The organism is Pseudoalteromonas sp. NSLLW218 (assembly GCF_015864775.1).
Lineage (GTDB): Bacteria > Pseudomonadota > Gammaproteobacteria > Enterobacterales > Alteromonadaceae > Pseudoalteromonas.
The window spans coordinates 42,489-64,476 of sequence record NZ_JADYWO010000002.1; the positions used below are offsets into that span (position 1 = coordinate 42,489).

Genomic DNA, 21,988 nt, shown 5'->3' on the forward strand with positions numbered 1-21,988 from the left:
TTGTTTTAGTTTACTTTATTTGAGTTTTTACTTTAATTACATTTATTAATTTAAAGTATATTAATATTCTAATTGTTTATGTAAAAGTAATAATCAAGGTTTAAACTCAATTGTAACTAGGCTTGTAATTTATTATAAAGAATGTAATATAAAATCCGCTCAGCTTTATTAGAGTTTTATGGATAATTATTAGGACGACGGAATGTTTTTATTTGAAGAGTATATTTCCCCTATTTCAGACACCGAGATTGCAGGTATTGATCCCCGTTCTGATGTTTCTCCTACGTCGACTTATTACGCCTTAAAAGATTTAAGAAACCAGCTTCGTGCCGCAGAAAGAAATGCGTTGGTTGATGAAGAAGGTATTTCTTCATTAGCAAGAGATTGGCTTCCTTTATTAGAACAATGCAGTAAAGCAATTAAAAACGAAAGCAAAGATATTGAATATTTAGCTTGGTTTATAGAAGGCCTTTGCCGTATTCACGGTTTTAAAGGCTTAGCTTTTGGTTTTAAGGTTGCTCATAATCTGCTCGATAGTTATTTTGATAAGCTGTATCCGTCATTAGATGACGATGATGAGTTATCCGATAAAATTTCAGCTTTAGTTGGTCTTAATGGCTCTGCTGGTGAAGGTACTTTAATAATTCCTATTAAAAGCATCTACTTGACAGACAGTTCCAGTATGGAATCGTACTCTTTTTGGGAGTATCAACAAGGCTACGACATTTCTCGTTTAAGTGATGAAAAAAGAGAGAAAAAGATTAATCTAGGTGCGGTTGACTATGAACTCATAGAAAGAAGTGCATCAGAAACCAGTACTGAATTTTTTGTGACTTTGAAGCATGATATCGAAAGTGCTATTGAACAGTTTGCTTTATTAAGCGAAGTTATGGATAGAGTGACAGGTCAACCTCAGCCAACGTCTAACATAAAGCAAGCGTTAGAAGTTAGCCTTGGAGCTGTTGAACATGTTGCGGCTGATAAACTTGAAGCTGCAGAAAAAGCTAAAGCAGCTCTCAATGCGGTACAAGAAGTTGTTCACAGTGATGACGAAGAAGGTCAAACTACTGTAAATCAAACTGTAAAAGCTAATAACGAAATTAACTCAAGAGAAAGTGCGATAGATAAACTCAAAGAAATTGCATCTTTTTTTAGAAAAACAGAACCACACTCGCCTATGTCTTACACCATAGAGCAAGTAATTCGATGGAGCGAGTTGTCGCTACCTGAATTGTTAAATGAATTAATTACAGATAGTGATGCTAGGACTGGGTACTTTAAGTTGTCTGGCATTAAAATCAGCGAAACTGAAACATAAGTAAAAGGAGTTCTCTATGAGTATCCATGATAAATTAAAACGAGTTCGTAAGCCTCGCGTACACATCACTTATGATGTGGAAACTGAAGGCACTGCAGTAAAAAAAGAATTACCATTTGTTGTTGGTGTTATGGGCGACTTCTCTGGTGATAACACTGAAGCATTAAAACCACTTAAAGATAGACGATTTGTGCAAATAGATCGTGAAAACTTTAATGACGTTTTAAAGCGTATGAGCCCTTCACTAAAATTATTAGTTGATAATACGCTTAATGATGATGGTTCTGAATTTGAAGTAAAACTAAACTTTAAATCGATTGACGATTTTGAGCCAGCAGCTGTTGTGAATCAAGTTGAGCCATTACGTAAATTAATGGAAACACGCAACAAGTTACGCGATTTAATGACTAAGATTGATCGCTCAGAAGAATTAGAAAACGTACTTGAAGAAGTATTAAGCAATACAGCAAGCTTAGACTCTATCGCAAAAGAACTAAAAATAGAGGAGACTGAAAAATGAGTACAGAGCAACTAAGTACTGAATTAGAGTCTACTTCAGAAGCAACGTCTTCACTTTTAGAGCAAGCAATTGGCGCAACTAAACAAACAGATGCAAGCCGTGCAGAAGAGTTACTTAAAACACTGACAGAAGAAGCCTTAAAAGGGACTGTTCAGTGGAACAAAAACATGACAGTGACGTTTAATGAAGCGATTCAATTAATCGACCAAAAAATATCTAAACAGCTAAGTGTAGTTATGCATAGCGAAGAGTTTCAAAAGTTAGAAGGCTCTTGGCGAGGTTTGCACCATTTAGTGATGAATTCTGAGACAAGTGCTACACTTAAAATTCGTATGCTAAATATGAAGAAAAAAGAACTTCATAAAGACTTAAGTAAAGCTGTTGAATTTGATCAAAGTCAAACATTTAAGAAAATCTATGAATCTGAATTTGGTACTCCAGGTGGCGAACCTTACGGTACTATCGTAGGTGACTTTGAGTTTACTAATCATCCTGAAGACGTTGAAACATTAAGCCTAATGTCTAATGTTGCAGCAGCTGGTTTCTGTCCGTTTATTGCAGCTTCATCTCCTTCATTATTTGGTTTTGATAATTGGGAAGAGCTAACTAAACCTCGCGATTTAGAAAAAGTATTTGAATCTCTAGAATACACAAAATGGCGCTCGTTTAGAGACAGCGATGATTCACGCTTTGTATCACTAACAATGCCTCGTTTCCTATCTCGTCTGCCTTATGGCGCAGCTTCAAAACCAGTTGAAGAATTTAACTACGAAGAGTTTGAAGTAGAGCCTAAAGATGGCCGTTCATTAAGCACTGATAACAGCGACTATTGCTGGAGTAATGCTGCATATGCTATGGCTACTAATATGACTAAAGCATTCGCTCAGTATGGTTTTTGTACTGCAATACGTGGTGCTGAAGGTGGCGGTAAAGTAGAAGGTCTTCCTACGCATATTTTCACTAGCGATGATGGCGATCCAGATCTTAAATGTCCGACTGAAATTGGCATTACAGACCGACGTGAAGCAGAACTAAGCAAGTTAGGTTTCTTACCTCTTTGTCATTACAAAAATACAGATTATGCAGTATTTTTTGGTGGCCAAAGCTGTCAAAAACCACAAATTTACTCTACTCCTGATGCAACAGCAAATGCGGCAATATCGGCTCGCTTACCTTACTTGATGGCTACTTCTCGTTTTGCTCATTACTTAAAAGTAATGGCGCGCGACAAAATTGGTAGCTTTATGGAAGCGGAAGATGTTGAATCTTGGTTAAACCGTTGGATCTTATCGTACGTAAACGCGACTGAGGGTGGTGGTCAAGATATCAGAGCGCGTTATCCTCTAGCTGATGCAAAAGTATCGGTTAAGGAAATTCCAGGTCAGCCAGGTGCATACAATGCAGTTGCATGGTTACGACCTTGGCTACAAATGGAAGAGCTTACTTCCTCTTTACGTCTTGTAGCTAAAATTCCAGAGATCGGTTAATAAACTGATCTTTAGCGTTAAGGATAATGCAGTAGAATGAATCACGAAGAGTTTTCATTTATAAATCAAGACTTCGCTTTTGTACAAAAAGCGCAGTCTCGAATAAGTGATAATGAGGCTTTACTCGATAGGTTTTTAAACGAAAAAAACCTAGATAAAGCATTGTTATTATGGCTTGAAGGCTCTTCAGATTCACCTATTTCATGGACTAAAGAATCACTGGGTCCTTATTTACAGCGCGTAATCGTTGAGCTCGATCAGCTCATTTCAGAACAATTAAACCTAATTATTCATAATGATAGATTTCAAAAGTTAGAAGCCAGTTGGCGTAATCTTTGGTGGCTGATACTTCAATGCGAACAATACGACAAAGAAAATAAAGTAAAAATAAAAGTATTGAACTGCGATTGGGCAACACTCTCTAAAGATGTAAACAAAGCCATTGATTTTGACCAAAGTTTATTTTTTCAACTGCTTTATCAGAGTGAATTTGATAGCGCAGGTGGCGAGCCATTTGGTGTTGTTATAGGTGATTACGAAATTAGTAACATGTGCTCAGCGGGCACAATTTATAATGACATAGACACAATAAAAGAAATATCTAGAACCGCTGCTGCGGCTTTTTCTCCATTCATTTGCTCCGCTTCTCCTAACTTATTTGGTGCAGATAACTTTTCTGATTTAGGCTATTACGCCGATTTGTTTAATCAGTTTGAACAACCTGAATACGCTAAATGGCAAAGCTTTAGAGCGATGGAAGAATCTCGTTTCATTGGGCTTACGCTTCCTCATGTATTAGTTAGACCGCCATATAGCAATGATGGTAAACGTCATCAAGATTTTTACTTTAAAGAGCAAATTAAAGACCCCGAAAGCGATATGCTTTGGGGCAATGCAGCATATCAATTTGTATCTACCATAATAAGAGCATATTGCGATAGTGGCTGGTTTGGGCACATTCGCGGTATTGAGCCGGGTAAAATTTCAAAGGGATTGGTAACAGGGCTGGCTAGAGACAGTTTTGCAAACGACACTTATCAAAAAGAAGCAAAACCACCACTAAACTTGTTAGTAACAAGCAAATTTGAAAAGCAATTTTCAGAACTTGGCTTTATTCCAACATCGTCAGTAACCAATACAGAGCACATAGTTTTTTATAGTAATGCATCGGTTCAAAAAACTAAAAACTATGAATCAAGTGCCGCTAATATAAATGCACGTTTATCTTCAATGCTGCAATATATTTTATGCGTATCTCGCTTTGCTCACTATTTAAAGTTATTAGCTCGCGACCGTGTTGGGTCTTACAACACGGCGCAAGCTTGTGAGCGAGACTTACAAGCGTGGATAAATAATTATACAACTGCTTCAGACTCTGCCTCAGAGCATATAAGAAGTAAGTACCCTTTAAGTAATGCCAGAATAAAAGTCAGTGAAAATAAAGCCAATCCTGGGCATTACTTTTCTGTTTTACAATTACAGCCACATTTTCAATTAGATCAGATGATCTCCAGTATTAAATTAATTACTGAGCTCAGTCCTCATCATAAAATAAAGGAATAGTCATGAAAAAAATACATAGCTTAATTCGCGAGGGGAAACTTACTGATGCTTTATCTTGTTGTGCTACAGAGCTTCAAGATGAGCCACTAAATTTTGATATCAGAAGTATTTACGCCGAGCTACTTTGCATAAATGGTGAGCTTGAGAAAGCCGATAAACAACTGGATTTTATGGTGCAAAAAAATCCTGAATTTGCAGTAGGTGCAGTAAATTTAAGACACCTAATTCGTGCTCAGCAATCTCGTGTAGATTTTTATCAAGGTAAAGGCATCCCTAAGTTATTTCATGATGCGAATGAATTAGACACACTATTTTTGAAAATGCATGTTGCTCTGTTAGAAGGTTCAACCGACGAAGCAGCTCAGTTAGCTCAGGAAATGGAATCTATAAGAGTTAGCACAGACGAGGCATCAGCAAGAGATCTTGATGATTGCTTAAACCCATACCTAGAGGTTCTAGGGACTAATGGTGAGTTTTATTTAGCTAACTTTAACGAAATTGAATCTTTGAAAATGGAGCCAGTAGAGTCTTTATTAGAAAGCATTTGGTTACGTGTTGAAATTACGATTAAAGATGGCCCGTCAGGTACAGCTCATTTACCACTTGTTTATATTAACTCTGAATCAGAACTTGAAAAGCTAGGTCAAGTGTCTGATTGGGTCGAGCTAAAAGATGAATTTATTATAGGCAAGGGAATGAAAATGCTGTTTGTTGATGATGAAGCTATCACTATTCCAAATTTAAAAATAAGCTCACTTGAAACAGCATAATTTAAGTTTAAGCAACCATGATAGAGCATAAACAACAGCTTCAAGCATCTATAATAGATAGGCTCATTGATGACGAGCCTGATTTTCAGGATGCACCATCACGTACCGAAGGCATCACTATTAGTGAGCTCAGAAAAAACGTGCGCAGAGATATTGAAGCTTTGCTAAATGCTCGAATTCAGTGGCATACATGGCCAACTCAATATACTGAGCTAGCTACTTCATGTTTGTCTTATGGTTTACCTGACTTTTCGAGTATGTCTGTAAGCTCTCACGAAGGGCGCGCATTACTGTGCGAAACCGTCAGAAATACAATTTTAAAATTTGAGCCACGGTTTCTTGAAGTTGAAGTGTTTACAGACGAAGAAGTGCCTTTAAACAGAGTATTAAATTTAAGAATTAATGCGCTTTTATACGCCGATCCTGAGCCAGAGTTTATTAGTTTTGATTCAGAAGTAGAGCCCGTGAACTTGGGTATGAAGATTATTGAGGCATCATTATGAACGATGAGTTATTGAAGTATTACAATCGTGAATTAGCATTTGTGCGTCATTTAGGTAAAGACTTTGCTGAAAAATACCCAAAAGTTGCAGGGCGTTTAAAGTTAAGTGAAGATCATATTGAAGACCCTCATGTATCAAGATTAATAGAATCGTTTGCATTTTTAACCGCCAACATAAGGCAAAAGCTCGACGATAGCTTCCCGGAGTTAACGGATGCTTTGCTAGGGCAAATGCTACCAGATTACCAAGCGCCAATTCCATCAATGTCGGTTGTTAAGCTTGAAGCTGAGAACTTATCTACGGCAGGTGTTGTTATACCAAAGGCAAGTGAAGTAGAAACTAACGTTGACTCAATGAAGCAATGTAAATTTCAAACGTGTTATGAAACCTACCTTTGGCCTGTCGAAATAACAAATGTGCAATTTGATAATAGCCCATTTGTAGCGCCTAAGCCTCGCTGGCACGAAAAAGCAAAATCTATCTTCAAAATAGAATTAACTGGTGAGTATAAAGGGGTTTCGCTTGCAGAAACTGGCCTTGAAAAATTACGTGTTTTTATAAATGGCCAATGGCATCATACACTTAAAGTGTACGAGTTACTGTTTAAACATAGTATTGGTATTGCTATAGACAATGGCGATGAAGGTATTAGGTACCTGTCAAAAAACCAGTTAAAAGCAGTTGGTTTTGATTCTAACGAAGCAGTGGTCCCTTATTCGCAGCGCTCATCTGCCGGATACCGTTTGCTCGTTGAGAATTTTACTTTTCCTGAGAAGTTTAGGTTTTTTGAGCTTGAAGGCATTCTCTCATCACTGCCCAAGCAATCTAATAAATGTAGTATTTATATTTACCTAGATACTGAATCTGCTGAGCTTGAAAAGCAAGTAGATAAAGATATGTTCTTATTAGGCTGTACCCCAATAATAAACTTATTTGAACAAGAGCTTGAGCCAATACGACCTGAAATCAGTGAATACGAGTATCAGTTAACACCGCGTTATATGGACTCTGAAATATCTGAAGTGATTGGTATTTCTGAAGTTATTGCATTTGATCATAAAGGCAATAAGCAAATTGTTTCGCCTTTTTATGGTCAAACACATCCTAAATATCATGGTCATGATGATTTGTTTTGGCATATTCGTCGAGAAACAGCTTCTTGGGCAGGCGGTTATGTAGAGTCAGGAACCGAAACATTTTTATCGTTAGTTGATGCCACTTTTGAAAATAGTGCGATGGAGTATGGTGACGGAAATTCAGTACTTACTGTTCGCGCAAATTGTAGTAACCGAAACCTACCGGCAAGTATGCCCTTTGGTGATGACGAGCTTGGTTTATTAATGCCGGAGCGCGGCGATGTCATTAAAAAAATTAGATGTTTAACGCCATTTACTCATGCAGTGAGACCTATATTAGCTGATGCAACACGTTGGCAGTTAGTTAATCATTTAACGCTAGATACCTTTAGTGGTGAAGATGCATGTAATAAGCTTAAAGAAGTTTTACGTTTATACGATTTTAGAGCATCGCCACAAACTAAGGGTATGATAGATAATATTTATAGAGTGGTAATAGAGCCCTCAACAGCCCGTGTTATTCAAAAAGGTAAAGTAAGCTTTGCCACAGGCAGCGAAATAGAAATTACATTTGCTAACGATGATTTTTCTGGCAGCGGGATGTTTTTCTTTGCATCAATACTTGATCACTTTTTTGCTCAATTTGCAGCAATAAATAGCTACACACGTTTAAGCTTAAGGCTTAAAGAGCAAGAACAAATTTATTTTCAATGGCCTGCAAGAGTGGGTGACAGTCCATTATTATGATTAAGCAAATAATCTCACAAGCTTCTCAAATTGATTTTTATAAAGCTGTTTTCATAATTGAAAATCAGCTCAAAAAGCGCGGCTTAGATTATCGACATGTCGGTTACGACAGTAATCCAAAGCAAGAGTTGATTAAGTTTACAGCTACCCAAAAGTTTGGCTATCCAGGTAATGCAATTACCAAATTAGAAGAAATAGGTTTCGAAGACGGTATGCATAAAGTAAATATGCAGGTTTCTTTTATGGGGCTAACGGGTTGTTCAGGCGCTTTACCCCAGTTCTATAGCGAACTCGTGATGCAGCGTTTGCGCTATAAAGATACAACCATGCGTGACTTTTACGACATGTTTAATCATCGTTTAATCTCACTGTATTACCGTGCTTGGAAAAAATATAAACCATCGCTTAATCACGTAAATAAAGATAGAAACAGAGATCCTTATACACAAATACTGGGTCTATTAAGTGGTGGTTACAACGAACACCAACTGCATTTTTCGGGTTTATATAGCCGTAAAATTAGAAATGCATTTGATTTAAAAAATGTACTTTCGTCATACTTAGGCTGTGAAGTATCAATTAAACAAATGGTTGGCCAATGGCACGAGCTAAAAGAGCAAGAACAAACCCGTTTAGCAAGCCAAGCATTATATGAAGGCCAGCACGCCCGTTTAGGCGTTGATACCATGATTGGAAATAAAGTATGGGACGTATCTTCTAATATCGAAATTCACATAAAATCAGATGATCCAGATAAAGCAAAACAACTTTTGCCCAAAGGTCCGCTTTTCGAAATCGCGAATAAAATAACAAAAGACTATGTTGGAAATGCCATTAACTTTCGCTTAGTCATTGAGTCAAATTTTCAAAATTTAGGTGCCGCTAAACTTTCAAAAAATGAGTGTCAGTTAGGTGCCAATAGCTTCTTATCTGTACAAGATAACAAATTAAAATCTAACCCTACTAAGTTATCGTTTAAGGGATAATTAAAATTAAAAGGAAAAAAGTATGTCTTCGATGACACTGAATAAACTAGTTGAAAAACTGAGTCCTGATTGCAGAAAAAGCCTAGAAGGTGCTGTTGCTATATGTAATAGCCGCAGTCATTTCACGGTTGAACTTGAGCATTGGCTACTTTCAATGATTGAGCAGCAACTAGATGACGTTAGACTGATTTTTGGCTCATTCGATATAGATATTGATAAAGTTCAGCAGGATTTAAATCAATCATTAGAGTCGTTTAAAACGGGTAGTGAGTCATCTCCTAGTTTGTCAGTGCATGTAACCAGTCTCCTCAAGCAATCATGGTTAAGTACTAGTATTGAGTTTACAGATAATCAAATTCGTAGTGCATATGTTATTTATACCCTTACCAAAGACGATACATTATCCAGCTTAGTAACACGTTGTAGTAAGTTATTTAATAAAATAGAACCAGGTCAATTGCTTCATGCATGGCCTGAAATCGTTGCGCAATCTCAAGAGCGTAACCATTCAGTACAAAATGCGTCGACTCAGGCAAATGCTGGCTCTAAAACCCCAAGCTTAGATCAATTCACTGTTGATTTAACTGCCCAAGCACTCGCTGGAAAAATCGACCCTATTCTTGGTCGTGACTTCGAAATTCGCCAAATGGTTGACATTTTAACAAGGCGTCGTCAAAACAACCCAATTTTAACTGGTGAAGCAGGTGTAGGTAAAACAGCAGTTGTTGAAGGGCTCGCGTTAAGAATTGCTCAAAAAGATGTACCGGCTGTATTACAAAATGTAAAAATTCACAGTTTAGATTTAGCACTACTACAAGCTGGTGCGGGTATGAAAGGTGAATTCGAAAATCGCCTCAAATCGCTTATCAACGAAGTAAAAAATGCGGTAAATCCGGTTGTTTTGTTTATTGATGAAGCACATACCATGATTGGTAGCGGTGGTGCAGCGGGTCAAAATGATGCGGCAAACCTATTAAAGCCCGCTTTAGCACGTGGCGAATTACGCACAATAGCGGCGACTACTTGGGCTGAATACAAAAAGTTTTTTGAGAAAGACGCTGCATTAACGCGCCGATTCCAAGTTGTAAAAGTTGAAGAGCCAACGCCCGAAAAAGCCGTAGCTATGTTACGTGGCTTAGTGCCGGTAATGGAAAAGCATCACAAGGTGTTTATCTCTGAGCAAGCACTTGAAGGCGCAGTGCATTTATCTCATCGTTATATTACGGCTAGACAATTGCCAGACAAAGCTGTGGCGCTATTAGATACAGCTTGTGCACGTGTTGCAATGAGCCAAGCATCTACTCCAAATACTATTGAGCAGCTTGTAAATCGCTTAAGCGAAATAGAAACACAAGTAAAAATGCTTAATAGAGAACAAAAAACAGGTTTAGATCACGCAGAGCAGTTAGACACTTTAAAAGCAGAGCTTATTACAATTGAAGAGCAATTAGAGCCTTTAAAAGCGCAATTTAAAACTGAAAAAGAAATAGTCGCTGAGCTTAATCAAGCGTTAGAGCTTATTAACTCACAAGATGAAGAGTCATCTCAAGAAGTACTCAATAAGCTTAGAGCTAGTAAAGAAAAACTAGCCGCTTTTGAACATAATATGGTGCATTGGCAAGTCAACGAGGAGCTAATTGCACAAGTTATTTCAGATTGGACGGGTATTCCTGTTGGTAAAATGCATGAAGATGAAATTCATGGGATTTTAAATTTAGCCACACAAATGAAGCAACGCGTTGTAGGGCAAGACCATTCTCTTGATTTAATAGCTAAAGTTGTTCAAACATCGCGTGCTCAGCTAGCAGATGAAAGCCGCCCTAATGGTATATTTATGTTAGCTGGGCCGAGCGGTGTAGGTAAAACCGAAACAGCTCTATCACTTGCTCAAGAAGTATATGGCAGTGAAGACAACGTTACCGTAATTAATATGTCTGAGTTCAAAGAAGAACATAAAGTGTCTTTATTACTTGGCTCACCCCCAGGATACGTAGGTTACGGTGAAGGTGGCATATTAACCGAAGCGGTAAGAAGAAAACCATACAGTGTTGTACTTTTAGATGAAATGGAAAAAGCCCATCCCGGTGTGCAAGATATTTTCTATCAAGTGTTTGATAAAGGTACAATTAAAGACGGTGAAGGCCGCGATATCGATTTTAAGAATACAATTATAATTATGACCTCAAACGTGGGTACAGACACCACAATGAGTTTATTTGAAGACGAAGAAAGTAAACCGAGTATTAAGGGTTTATTAAAGGCATTACAAGATGATTTACTCGCGTCATTTAAACCTGCGTTTTTAGGGCGTATTAATGTAATACCTTATATACCGTTAAGTGATGATATTCTTACTGAAATTGCAGCTATTCAAATAAACAAAATAATTAAACGAGTTAAAAAGCACTACAATGCAGAGCTAACTTATAATAATGATGTAATTGAGTATATTATTGCTAATTGTCAAAATGCAGGCTCAGGCGCACGTAATATTCACACTATACTGCAAAACAGAGTGCTGCCATTATTGTCTGAAGTTTTACTTTCTAGCATGATTGAAGACAAAGAAATTAATAGTATATCGTTATTAATAAAAGATAATGAATTTGAACTAGAGCTGAATTAAAGGTTAATTAAAGTTAATTTGAAATAACTTGTTATTAAGGTTGTTTCTTTAGTTTGAGGGCATTATAATTTTGGTGCCTGATATCACTACATGGAATTTTTGAGACATTGTCTTCATCTAAGGAAAGGAATCAGAAGGCCTTTTCATTGCTGTATTAAAGATAATGGTTTCAAAGGAATTTTGGTATAAGCCAAAGTAAAGAATCCAGTATTAATGGATAACATTGTTTAATAAAAAGGAGCATTATCGAATGCAAGCAAATACATATTTAAAATACGGTTCAATCAAAGGCGAAACTACTGCTGAGTCTTTCAAAGATTTAATTACAGTTTTATCTCTTGATTGGAATGTAAGTCGTGAAATTAGCTCAGCTACTGGTACAGCGATGGACCGTGAGTCAAGCTCTACTCGTTTAGGCGATGTAACAATCACTAAACTTCAAGATAAAGCATCTCCGGATCTTTTCAAAGAAGCGACAATCGGTAAAGGTTTACCAGCTGTTTTCCATATCACTAAACAAGGTGATAAAGTTGAAGAAATCATGAAAATCGAACTTACAGATGCAATGATTTCTAGCTACTCAGTATCAGTACAAAACGATCGTCCGATCGAAACAATCACTATCAGCTACACAGAAATGATGATGACTGTTACTCCAACAGACGACAAAAATAACATTACTGCTCCACTTGTATACGGTTACAGCGGTGTTAAAGGTCAACAAATGTAATATTTGTTACCTTCATAATGGCTCTGGGCATTGCTCAGAGCTTTTTTTGATCTTTAGGACGGGAAAAGCAAGGAATGCAAAAAGCAACACAAGATAAAAACGTAATTCAAATAAGCACCCCTGCTGGTAAAGATGCCCTCTATTTAACTCGTTTTGTTGCCCAGGAGGCAATGTCTGATTTATTTGTTATGTCTGCCAATATGTACACCATTGGAAAACAAATAGCACACGAAGATTTAGTTGGTAAACCTGTATCTATTAAAGTAAAGAATGCAGATGGCGGTGGTGAGCGTTACTACCACGGCATAGTCAGTCACTTGGTTTCAAACGGAAGCCGTACAGCAGATGTAGACGAACAAAAAAACTATATCGACTATCAAGCCACCATAGTTCCTTTTGCAGCTTCTATGCGCAACCGTAAAAACAGCCGCATCTTTCAAAAGAAAACAATTAAAGAAATATTTGCTGATTTATTTGGCCAACACAATGTTGCCTTTAGCGATAAAACAAGTAAGACCTATCCTAAGTACGAATATTGCGTTCAGTACCAAGAGTCCGATTTTGATTTTATTCAGCGCTTATTTCAACAAGAAGGTATTTTTTACTTTTTTGAACACTCAAACAGTAGCCATACGCTTGTTTTAGCTGATGATATAACAGCCTATGAGGTGTGTGGTGAAGGTAAGGTTGTATTTTCAACTGGTCACTTAAGCGAATCGCATGTATCGCGTTGGCAAGGTGGTTTAAGTATAGCCCCAGGTAGCTTTAAACGTGTTGGTTACGATTTTAAACAGCCATCTCGATATCCTGATGGCGAGCAAGCAAACCCTGAACTTCCTACGCAGTCGGTCTCTGAGATTTTCGAATACACGGGCGAGCAAGAGTGCCACCCGCGTGCTGCTAATTTAGCGTCAGTACAATTAGAATCACTACAAAGAGACATGAAGCTTTCGAGTGGCCGCAGTGACTGTCGCTCATTTACGGTTGGTAAATTATTTAGTTTTAAAAAACATGAAGACCCACGGCTTGAAGGTAAAACATTTGTAATTACCTCTATGATGACTTCAATTACAGTACCCAACCAATCAGGTTCGCAGCAGTCATCGCTAGAAGAAGTTTATTCAAACCACTTTGAATGTGTACCAAAAGAAATTCCTTACAGAGCCCAAATTAATAAGAAAAAACCTGTAATTAACGGTGTGCAAACAGCCATTGTAACCGGTGATAGCGCCGATGAAATAATGATTGACCAATTTGGACGCGTAAAAGTACAGTTTGATTGGGATCGTGAAGGTAAAAAAGATTCAAAAAGCTCATGTTGGATCCGCGTATCGCAAAACTGGGCCGGTAAAAAATGGGGCGCTTTTTTCTTCCCACGAGTTGGCCAAGAAGTCTTGGTTGATTTTATAAATGGCGACCCTGATCAACCCATAATAAGTGGGGCAGTGTATAACGCAGACTTAATGCCTCCGTACGCATTGCCTGCTGAAAAGACACAAAGCGGTATAAAAACCCGCTCTACAAAAGAAGGCGGGGCTGATAATTTTAACGAGCTTAGATTTGAAGATAAAAAAGGCAGCGAGCTTTTATATATTCAGGCAGAAAAAGACAAACAGCTATACGTTAAAAACGATCAAAATGACAAAACAGACAATGACCATAATGTTGAGATTGGCAACGACAGAAAAGTAGATATTGCTAACAACGACAGCCTTAAAGTTGCTAAAAATCGTATTGCCGAAATGGGCGACAATGATACTTTAAAAGTTGGTAAAACATTAAATATAGAAGCTGGTGATGAAATCATTATTAAAACAGGTTCAGCACAAATTAAAATGAGCAGTAGTGGTAATATAACTATCGAAGGTACTAATATAGATATTAAAGGTAGTAATGTTAAAGTTGACGGCAGTGCTATAACTTTATCAGCCGGAATAATTAAATTAAATTAGTGCAAATATGGAAATAATAAACAGTTATTACACAGGGCTAAGAAACGGGATTAATAATAACGGATATGTTGTATATTGCCGTTATGGGTTGGCATATTTAATATGCTTACCAATTAATAGACCCGACGATCCATTGCTAAATCCAGCATTAAGTCACTTAAAAGCAATGAATGGTTATTACGCTAGCCAGTTTTTAAATAATTTACACCCAGCATTAAATAGTGAAGATATTGTGTCGGGATTATATCAATATGCTATGCAAAGCCCAGTTGCACTTTCAGATTACTCTCAAAGTGAATTAATAGAGTGTTTATCGCTTTTAGTGGCGCACAGTAAGTTATTAATAATCCCTTTATTTGATTAGTTTATTATAAAAATATAAACAGACAAGGAGTCTTTATGGGTAAGCCCGCAGCTACAATTGGTCACATGCATGTGTGCCCTAAAACAACCGGCACAGTGCCGCATGTAGGCGGCCCTGTAGTTATTGGCTCAACTAATGTGTTAATTGGTGGTATGCCCGCTGCGCGTAAAGGCGACATGATGGTGTGTATTGGCCCGCCAGATAGCATTAAATCGGGTTCTGGCTCAGTTAAAATTAACGGTAAGCCAGCCGCTAGAATGGGTGATGACAGCTCCCATGGTGGTAAAATTGTTGTTGGCAATCCTACAGTATTAATAGGTGGCTAACCTTGCTATCTACATACCTAAGTAATCATAAAGCGCAACTGCTAGCAATTAGTGAAGCACAATATTGCCCTTTTACATGCGTAGGTTTTATAAAAACGCTCAAAACAAAGTTACTAGAAGCTTGTTGGTTAACGGCTAAAAAAAATAACGTAACACAAAAATTCAGCCAGCCAGATTTAGCACAATTAATTGCTTTTTTACAAAGTGACACCAACATTGATTCCACAGCACAAGCATGTATTGAAGTTATGGCTAATTTGCCTCAAAACATTAATCTAGCGTTTATTAACGCTTTAATGAATGAGCCCACCTTACATAGCCTAACTAAATTAATTATTTATAAAGTGTTATTACAACAGCATAGCTTTAATTTAATCGCTTATATTGATTTAAAAACACTGGGCTTTGCATTAACCACTAATCAAGAGTCGCTTGAGCATTTGCAGCCTGCGTTGGATAAAAATTTTTTAGTAAGCAGCCAAACAAAAAATACCGATGTAATAAATACGTTTAAACACTTATGCAATGCTGGGCTTATTAATTCCCCGTTAATGTCGCTTTTTTTATTATCACTAAGTTGGGAACAAGTAAACGTAGTTGGCAACCATGCAAGTAACACCTTAACGGTTGATCAAACCATGCAGATATTACTGCAAAGTAGCTTTGCAAAACTTGTTCCTTTAGCTAATACCTCTTTAAATAAAGTTGAAGATCCAAGTGCCATTATTGCTTTAGTAAGACGTTTGCTTGGTGATAAGCTTGATTTATTGGTGAGTTTTGAAACGCAATTACAAGCGTGGCAAGGTGATGAGCTATCGTGCAGTGAATTTAAGCGCCAGTTACAAACTAACTGGCCAAAGTACGAAAGTGAGCTTTCACCTTTGCGCTTAATAGCTGGAAAGGCATTAAATATTAAGTTAAATGCGATAGAAATGTCTGCTATGGATAGCTATAGCCAAGCTGTATTTAACTTATACAGCTATTATCAGCACGCTACAGCTAAAAAGCTAGATGCGAAGGCACCGCTATGAATGCTTTTAATATTAATATGGAGTGTTTTTTAGCACCATTTTCACAAGACATAGATGAGCTTTTATACGGCGAAGTATCAGTGTTAAATGAGTGTAAAGTATGGCAATCGTGGAATGCATGCATTTACGATTGCGTATTAAAGGCAAAAGAATTATTTGCAAAAGTTGAAGACCTACAAGCGCCTTTAGTTTGGTTGCTTCCTGCGCTTGAGTATCAAGGTGAGCTCAAGCAACTTTTAGCAAATAGTTTAAAGCAGTTATTTCCACAGCATGTAAGTCATATTTTGTTTTATGGCGCTACAGGCGCTAATGCAATGATTGAACTTGTACAGAAAAATCAGTGGGAGAAGGTGAATGTACTTGCAGTAGATGCAACATACAAAGCTAATATTAACAGTGAATATACCTATCAAGGTGTTGGTGGTGCATTTGCAACGGTTACAGCAGGTAAAGCGGGTTGGATGCAACAAAGCCACGAGCTAGCTCCATCTGTAGATTTTATAAAGCATAATCAGTTAAGTGGGATGTTTTCTAACATTGCGCTTAATAGCAAAAAACAAATAGATTTTATATGTGCGCCAGGTAATGGCGTAAACCACGAAAGCGATGTGTGGTTAACAAATTTACAATTGCTCAGTAGCTTAATTAGTGAGCATACACATTATGAATTACCTAATTACAAATTGGGTAAAATTGGTGCGCTTGAAGGACTCGTCAATTTATATCAATTGACCTCAAGCCCAGCTATTGTAAATCACTTTAAACACGCGTTAGTGATTTCTCAAGAACAATCAAAATACCAAGCTGCAGCATCATACTTATGGATAAGTGAGGAAGTACACAACTAATGCAAAGTAATACAGTTGTTTTACAAGGAACGAGTTACCCCATTTGCCTAGTTGCTGGTGCTGCAAAAGCGCCTGCAGGCTACGAAGCTGTTGTAACTAATACCAACGAAAGTGCGAATCAATTGGTTGATCAAGTTAGTGAAACGCTCACAAATGATCCCTCTAAACGTATTGATACTATTAAGCTACTTTTAAGTATAGGTATTGGAGCTTCTAAAGCAGACGACCAACGTAAAACTGCTAACTCGCTTATTAAAGCAATTGCTGCAGGGACTATTAGGTGTTTCCGTGAAAAAGTTAAGTCTTCTATTCAAGTTAGTGATAATACTAATAGCAGCTCGGCAGGTAAAAATTCTAACAAAAAAACTAAAACAACAGCATCAGGTAAAAGCGCATCGCAAGCACCCGCTAAAAACACTGGCGGCGCCAGTAATAACACCGCAAGCGAAGAGCCCATTACAAACCAAGAATGCCGCTCAGATCCGGTTTCAATGCTCTCTGGCGAAGAAATCCTCCCGCTTATCGACTTTACCCTAGCAGGGAGTCGCCAATTAATATGGCGACGTTTGTATCGCTCATCTCATGCTGATGTGTGCACAACAATGGGTAATGGTTGGCGCCACGACTTTATGGCAAGCCTTACTGAGCATTACTTGCCACCGCCAAAAGTGGGCCCTAAACAAAAAGGGACATACTGGTTAGAGTACCAAGACGAGCACGGTGCTAAACATAGATTTGAAAAGGTAAAACCTGGTCAATCGAGCTATCAGTTAAGTAGTAACCTTGCACTGCATTACCAAACAAATGGTAAGCAAGTACTTGTAACGCCAGATGACCAACACCTTACCTTTAAACCAGGCGAAAGCGCGTGGTTGCTTGAAAAAATAATTAACGAAAAAGGCCAAAGCATCGCGTTTTATTACGATGCTAAAGAGCGCCTACACCGTATAGAAGTAAACAAAGTACGTGGCTGCATTATTAGCTACAACGCGCAAGGTTTATTAAGCAAAATAGCAGCGTACTGCACTGACAAAAACAATAAACAGCAATTACTTTCGCCATTACTAGCAAGCTACGAGTACGACGAAAACAAAAACCTTGTTCAGTCTACTAATCAGCAAAACGAAACTGAGCGCTACGCCTACAACGCCGCTAATTTATTAACAAAGCGTACCCGAGCCAGTGGCTTTAGCCATCATTTTGAGTGGGATAGCTACTCACCCAGCGCTAAATGTATAAAGCAGTGGGGCGATAACAACACCTATACTTACCAGTTTGAATACAACCTTGAGCGCGGTGAAACAACCTGTATAGACTCTCGCGGCCACAAAGAGCACTTTGTACATAACGCACAAGGTAAGCTGGTAAAACATACCGACCCTAACGGCAACGTTTGGCAATATACATACAATGCGCAAGGGCAAAAGCTCAGTGAAATTAAGCCTGATAGCAGCACAACGCGCTATAGCTACACACCTTTCGGCCAGTTAGAAACAATAACGCAGCCAGATGGTAGCCAAACCCATTTTGCTTACAACCAACTTGGGCAACGTGTATTAACTACCTTACCTGATGGCCAAACCATTAAGCGTAAATACAGTGTGGCTGGCTTATTACAAAGCGAAACCTTTGGTGATGGCCGCACCACATTATACAGCTACGATAAGCTCGGCCAGTTAACCCAGCATATTAATAAAAATGGTCAAATCACCAAGTTTATTTGGAACGAGCAAGGCGAGCTGTTAGCAAAACATCATAACGATGAGCTAATACGTTACAGCTACGACAGCTTAGGCCGCGTAAATGCCACACTTAACAACGTAGGCTTACTCACTCAATATAAATACAATGAGCACGGCCAGCTTACACAAACCATTGCCTTTGATGAAAACGAGCCTGAAAATAAACAGCATCAATATTTTAGCTACGACGAAGCAGGGCGATTAATTAGCTCGCAAAACAGCAAAGGCGACACCACAGAGCAACACTTTGAAGGGCTAAGCCAACCACATTGTGTTATTCAGCCCGATGGCAGCGCACTGCATTTAACATACGACAAAGAGCGAAACTTAACAGCCATAGAGCGAAGCGACGGCCACGTATACCGCATAAGTTACGACGCGAACGAAAACCCAACACAAATAACCGGGTTTGATGGCACGCTCCAGCAGTATAAATACGATGCCTGTAACCGTTTAGCCTCAGTAACGCAAAGCAACAAACGCCATGTAAAAATAGAGCGCGACAGCTTAGGCCGTGTAACTGCGCAGCATGCAAGCCTTGCAAGCGACTCACATATAATTAATAACGCCAATTACTACAGCTATAACCTGCAAGGTAAAATTACTCGTGCGCATAATGCGCAATCAACCTTAAAGCAGCAGTTTGATAAAGGCGGCAGGCTACTGTGCGCCGAGCAAGTTAATAACCAGCAACAAGCGCATACCTTAAAATACAGTTATGATGAATACGGCAGAAGGCAAACCCTTACCCTGCCAGATTCAACCATGCTTAAATACAGCTACAACCAGTTTGGCCAGCTAAGCGGCATTAACTTACTACAAACCAATAGCAAAGAGGCTGAACTTGCGAAGCCGCTTGTAACCTTAAGTTACGACAGCCAAGGTAATATTAAAACCCAGCAGTTTGGTAACAGCATTACCCTCAATCAACAGTTTGATGTATTTAACCGTTTAACGCAGCAACAGCTTACACACCCAGCGCAAGCATTATTTGATACTTGTACGTACAACTACGACAGTGTAAACCAGCTCATTGCCCGCAAAAACGAAGGCGTAAGCAGCCAAAATATCAATTTTGAATACAACAGCCTCGGCCAGTTAATACAACAAACATTGGCAAGCTCACGTGCCGATACAACCACACATTACCAGTGGGATAGCTTTGGTAACCCGCAAAGCCAAACAGTTAAATCAAACACAAGCGATGCAGACCTTAGAGATACAGGCGAGCAGGGGATAGAACATGATGCAGCCAGTAATGAGCATACAGCCAGCTCTTCTATTGATTTAACACACGCCACGCATAGCGAATACAAAGAGTTAGCGCCAAATAATAGTGAAAGTAGTAGTAAAAATAGTAGCAACGTTGACTCAGTAGCAAACAATGAAAGTACTAACAACACCACAATAAACAGTGCCACCGACGCCGACCGCCTAACACAATTTGGCGACAGCGACTTTTACTACGACGAGTTCGGTAACCAAATACGCGAAACCGGCAAAGGCATTAAAACCCGCCGTGAATATAACGCATTTAACCAGCTAAGCTGTTTTAATAATAACGGCACGCTCACTCAATACGACTACGACCCACTCGGTCGTCGTATTGCTAAGCACACCGAGCACGGTAAAATTGACTACATTTGGGATAACGACCAGTTAATCGGCGAATGCCAGCACGGTGAATATACGTGGTATATCAACCTGCCAAACCAATTTCACCCAGTAGCACTGATTAAACAAGGTGAGGTGTACTACTACCACCTAGACCAACTTAACACCCCACGCTTTGTAACAAATAACAAATCAGAAGTCGTATGGGAAAACCAAGCCGATGTATATGGTTATGAAGAACCAGAAGCCGAGCCTGACACGAATAAAGAAAACACCTTCACTCAGCCAATTCGCTTTCAAGGGCAATATTTAGATGAAGAAAGCGGCTTACATTACAACCGTTATCGCTACTACAGCCCCAAGCAGCAACGCTTTATAAACCAAGATCCGATTGGGTTAGTGGGCGGCATAAATCACTATCAATATGCACCCAATCCTGTTAATTGGGTGGATCCATTTGGGTTAATGTGTGAAGAGGGTGAAAAGAGCTTAAAAAAAGCGTTAGATACAAGTGTAGCTTCTGGGTGCATAAGTCCAAAACTATCTGAAAAATTATTTAAAGCAGCTCAAGATGGGCAATTAACGCCTAAGGAAATTAAGGATAATCTGAATTCAATACCACAAGAGGAAGGTTTAAAGCCAGTAAGTATTTTTCCGATAGAATGGGCTGTTGAAGGCGTCGCTGATATTTTCGATGCTGTAATTACTATGGTTGATGAAGGTGTAACTGCCGCCGGTGCTGCAACATTAGCGGTAGCAGCTATTCCAGGTAAGTTTGCAGATGAAGCAATTGAACCAATTGTTAAAAAGCTTGGTAGCGGAACTGGAGCTTTAAAAGTTGGTGAAGCAACCACATACAGTAATCATAATAAGAGAGCAAAAGTAGGCGACGATCTTGAAGGTAATCATATTCCAGCTATTAAGCAGATTATAAAAGCTGAAGAGATAAAAAGGGAAAGAAAGCTAACGAAAGCTGAAAAATCTGAACTAAAGAGGTTAACTGGTGTTTTAGTGGAGCCTAAAGAAGTTCACGCTGCAGGAGCGACATTTAGAGGGAGAAATACAAAAGTAAGGATTAGTGAAGATGCCTCTGATTTAGAAAAAGCGGCTTTTAGAGATACTGAAACAACAAAGGGTGAGCTGCTCAAGCGAGGTTATAGTGAAAATGAGATTAATAATGAAATAACTAAACTGCATAACTATAATAAGTCTATAAATGTTTATGATAAAAAAGAACCTATTAAATTGAGTACCGATAATGATTGATTTTAATGTGATTAGTGAGATTGTAGAATCGACTTTAAAGAGTGGTATCGAAGAGCTATGCCATTCTATTTTTAAGGAAAAGCCGGAGTTTCATCACGATGATGATTTGGATGAGACTTACCTAATTATGAAAGATAGCGGAGTTTCGATCTTATATAATGAAGATGAAATTTTTGAATGTTTATTTTTTCATTTTGAAGGTGACTCAGATACTAAGGCGTGTCAATTAGAAGTTGTTTACCTTAATCAATTCTTTAGCCCATACAAAGTGAAAGAAACACTATTAGGGGCAAATTATAATTATATTAAAGAAATAATGATGTCTTCTGGTAAATATTTAAAAGTTAAAAGTGCTCTGGTTTTTGAAAAAGATAAGATTTACTTCAATGCGGAGTTTAATGAAGATAATGGACTTTCTTTATTAAGCGTTATGAGTGAAAAAAGCTTTCCTGGTTGATTTTTGATTCAAAAAGATATCCTAGATAACAAAGACACATATCTTAATTTTGAAGCAAGTAC

Annotated in this window: 17 protein-coding genes; all 17 read left to right on the forward strand. The window is 38.3% G+C overall.

Going from position 1 to position 21,988, the window contains the following annotated elements:
* Nucleotides 1–202 precede the first annotated feature (202 nt).
* The gene (tssA, locus tag I6E80_RS02945) at nucleotides 203–1,318 is read left to right on the forward strand and encodes a type VI secretion system protein TssA (RefSeq protein ID WP_197184743.1); all 1,116 of its coding nucleotides are present in this window, start codon (nucleotides 203–205) and stop codon (nucleotides 1,316–1,318) included.
* 16 nt (nucleotides 1,319–1,334) lie between these two features.
* Entirely contained in the window at nucleotides 1,335–1,838 is a 504-nt protein-coding gene (tssB, locus tag I6E80_RS02950) for a type VI secretion system contractile sheath small subunit (protein WP_024598491.1), read from the forward strand.
* Nucleotides 1,835–3,325, forward strand: coding sequence for a type VI secretion system contractile sheath large subunit (gene tssC, locus I6E80_RS02955; RefSeq protein WP_024598492.1), 1,491 nt, complete (start codon nucleotides 1,835–1,837; stop codon nucleotides 3,323–3,325). The genes tssB and tssC (I6E80_RS02955) overlap by 4 nt, the downstream gene beginning before the upstream one ends.
* 36 nt (nucleotides 3,326–3,361) lie before the next feature.
* The gene (gene tssC, locus I6E80_RS02960; protein ID WP_197184744.1) at nucleotides 3,362–4,888 is read left to right on the forward strand and encodes a type VI secretion system contractile sheath large subunit; all 1,527 of its coding nucleotides are present in this window, start codon (nucleotides 3,362–3,364) and stop codon (nucleotides 4,886–4,888) included.
* A 2-nt stretch (nucleotides 4,889–4,890) separates the two neighbouring features.
* Nucleotides 4,891–5,658 carry a type VI secretion system accessory protein TagJ gene (locus tag I6E80_RS02965; RefSeq protein ID WP_197184745.1) on the forward strand — a complete coding sequence of 256 codons (768 nt, stop codon included), beginning with the start codon at nucleotides 4,891–4,893 and terminating at the stop codon, nucleotides 5,656–5,658.
* A 17-nt stretch (nucleotides 5,659–5,675) separates the two neighbouring features.
* Nucleotides 5,676–6,161, forward strand: a complete 486-nt coding sequence (gene tssE, locus I6E80_RS02970; protein WP_024594570.1) for a type VI secretion system baseplate subunit TssE — start codon at nucleotides 5,676–5,678, stop codon at nucleotides 6,159–6,161.
* Nucleotides 6,158–7,984, forward strand: a complete 1,827-nt coding sequence (gene tssF / locus I6E80_RS02975; RefSeq protein WP_197184746.1) for a type VI secretion system baseplate subunit TssF — start codon at nucleotides 6,158–6,160, stop codon at nucleotides 7,982–7,984. Before tssE ends, tssF begins: the two co-directional genes overlap by 4 nt.
* The gene (gene tssG, locus I6E80_RS02980) at nucleotides 7,981–8,970 is read left to right on the forward strand and encodes a type VI secretion system baseplate subunit TssG (protein WP_197184747.1); all 990 of its coding nucleotides are present in this window, start codon (nucleotides 7,981–7,983) and stop codon (nucleotides 8,968–8,970) included. The genes tssF and tssG overlap by 4 nt, the downstream gene beginning before the upstream one ends.
* Nucleotides 8,971–8,992: 22 nt before the next feature.
* On the forward strand, nucleotides 8,993–11,596 hold the full coding sequence (gene tssH / locus I6E80_RS02985; RefSeq protein WP_197184748.1) for a type VI secretion system ATPase TssH: 2,604 nt from the start codon (nucleotides 8,993–8,995) through the stop codon (nucleotides 11,594–11,596).
* A gap of 250 nt (nucleotides 11,597–11,846) precedes the next feature.
* Nucleotides 11,847–12,326: a type VI secretion system tube protein Hcp gene (locus I6E80_RS02990; RefSeq protein ID WP_024594574.1), complete on the forward strand. Its 480-nt coding sequence runs from the start codon at nucleotides 11,847–11,849 to the stop codon at nucleotides 12,324–12,326.
* 74 nt (nucleotides 12,327–12,400) lie between these two features.
* On the forward strand, nucleotides 12,401–14,278 hold the full coding sequence (locus I6E80_RS02995; protein ID WP_024598498.1) for a type VI secretion system Vgr family protein: 1,878 nt from the start codon (nucleotides 12,401–12,403) through the stop codon (nucleotides 14,276–14,278).
* Between the two features lie 7 nt (nucleotides 14,279–14,285).
* Nucleotides 14,286–14,642, forward strand: a complete 357-nt coding sequence (locus I6E80_RS03000; protein ID WP_024598499.1) for a hypothetical protein — start codon at nucleotides 14,286–14,288, stop codon at nucleotides 14,640–14,642.
* Between the two features lie 35 nt (nucleotides 14,643–14,677).
* Entirely contained in the window at nucleotides 14,678–14,968 is a 291-nt protein-coding gene (locus tag I6E80_RS03005; protein WP_024595244.1) for a PAAR domain-containing protein, read from the forward strand.
* A gap of 2 nt (nucleotides 14,969–14,970) precedes the next feature.
* Nucleotides 14,971–15,999, forward strand: coding sequence for a hypothetical protein (locus I6E80_RS03010; protein WP_197184749.1), 1,029 nt, complete (start codon nucleotides 14,971–14,973; stop codon nucleotides 15,997–15,999).
* Nucleotides 15,996–16,847 (forward strand): hypothetical protein, encoded by an 852-nt coding sequence (locus tag I6E80_RS03015; RefSeq protein WP_197184750.1) that lies wholly within the window; start codon nucleotides 15,996–15,998, stop codon nucleotides 16,845–16,847. The genes I6E80_RS03010 and I6E80_RS03015 overlap by 4 nt, the downstream gene beginning before the upstream one ends.
* Nucleotides 16,847–21,469: an RHS repeat-associated core domain-containing protein gene (locus tag I6E80_RS03020; protein ID WP_231616701.1), complete on the forward strand. Its 4,623-nt coding sequence runs from the start codon at nucleotides 16,847–16,849 to the stop codon at nucleotides 21,467–21,469. Before I6E80_RS03015 ends, I6E80_RS03020 begins: the two co-directional genes overlap by 1 nt.
* Complete coding sequence (locus I6E80_RS03025; protein WP_154946061.1) at nucleotides 21,462–21,926, forward strand: hypothetical protein; 465 nt, start codon at nucleotides 21,462–21,464, stop codon at nucleotides 21,924–21,926. Before I6E80_RS03020 ends, I6E80_RS03025 begins: the two co-directional genes overlap by 8 nt.
* Nucleotides 21,927–21,988 lie beyond the last annotated feature (62 nt).

What these genes read in the sequence shown, in the direction of transcription:
- tssA (WP_197184743.1), top strand. Translation starts at nt 203, where the DNA reads ATGTTTTTATTTGAAGAGTATATTTCCCCTATTTCAGACACCGAGATT.
- tssB (WP_024598491.1), top strand. Translation starts at nt 1,335, where the DNA reads ATGAGTATCCATGATAAATTAAAACGAGTTCGTAAGCCTCGCGTACAC.
- tssC (WP_024598492.1), top strand. Translation starts at nt 1,835, where the DNA reads ATGAGTACAGAGCAACTAAGTACTGAATTAGAGTCTACTTCAGAAGCA.
- tssC (WP_197184744.1), top strand. Translation starts at nt 3,362, where the DNA reads ATGAATCACGAAGAGTTTTCATTTATAAATCAAGACTTCGCTTTTGTA.
- I6E80_RS02965 (WP_197184745.1), top strand. Translation starts at nt 4,891, where the DNA reads ATGAAAAAAATACATAGCTTAATTCGCGAGGGGAAACTTACTGATGCT.
- tssE (WP_024594570.1), top strand. Translation starts at nt 5,676, where the DNA reads ATGATAGAGCATAAACAACAGCTTCAAGCATCTATAATAGATAGGCTC.
- tssF (WP_197184746.1), top strand. Translation starts at nt 6,158, where the DNA reads ATGAACGATGAGTTATTGAAGTATTACAATCGTGAATTAGCATTTGTG.
- tssG (WP_197184747.1), top strand. Translation starts at nt 7,981, where the DNA reads ATGATTAAGCAAATAATCTCACAAGCTTCTCAAATTGATTTTTATAAA.
- tssH (WP_197184748.1), top strand. Translation starts at nt 8,993, where the DNA reads ATGTCTTCGATGACACTGAATAAACTAGTTGAAAAACTGAGTCCTGAT.
- I6E80_RS02990 (WP_024594574.1), top strand. Translation starts at nt 11,847, where the DNA reads ATGCAAGCAAATACATATTTAAAATACGGTTCAATCAAAGGCGAAACT.
- I6E80_RS02995 (WP_024598498.1), top strand. Translation starts at nt 12,401, where the DNA reads ATGCAAAAAGCAACACAAGATAAAAACGTAATTCAAATAAGCACCCCT.
- I6E80_RS03000 (WP_024598499.1), top strand. Translation starts at nt 14,286, where the DNA reads ATGGAAATAATAAACAGTTATTACACAGGGCTAAGAAACGGGATTAAT.
- I6E80_RS03005 (WP_024595244.1), top strand. Translation starts at nt 14,678, where the DNA reads ATGGGTAAGCCCGCAGCTACAATTGGTCACATGCATGTGTGCCCTAAA.
- I6E80_RS03015 (WP_197184750.1), top strand. Translation starts at nt 15,996, where the DNA reads ATGAATGCTTTTAATATTAATATGGAGTGTTTTTTAGCACCATTTTCA.
- I6E80_RS03020 (WP_231616701.1), top strand. Translation starts at nt 16,847, where the DNA reads ATGCAAAGTAATACAGTTGTTTTACAAGGAACGAGTTACCCCATTTGC.
- I6E80_RS03025 (WP_154946061.1), top strand. Translation starts at nt 21,462, where the DNA reads ATGATTGATTTTAATGTGATTAGTGAGATTGTAGAATCGACTTTAAAG.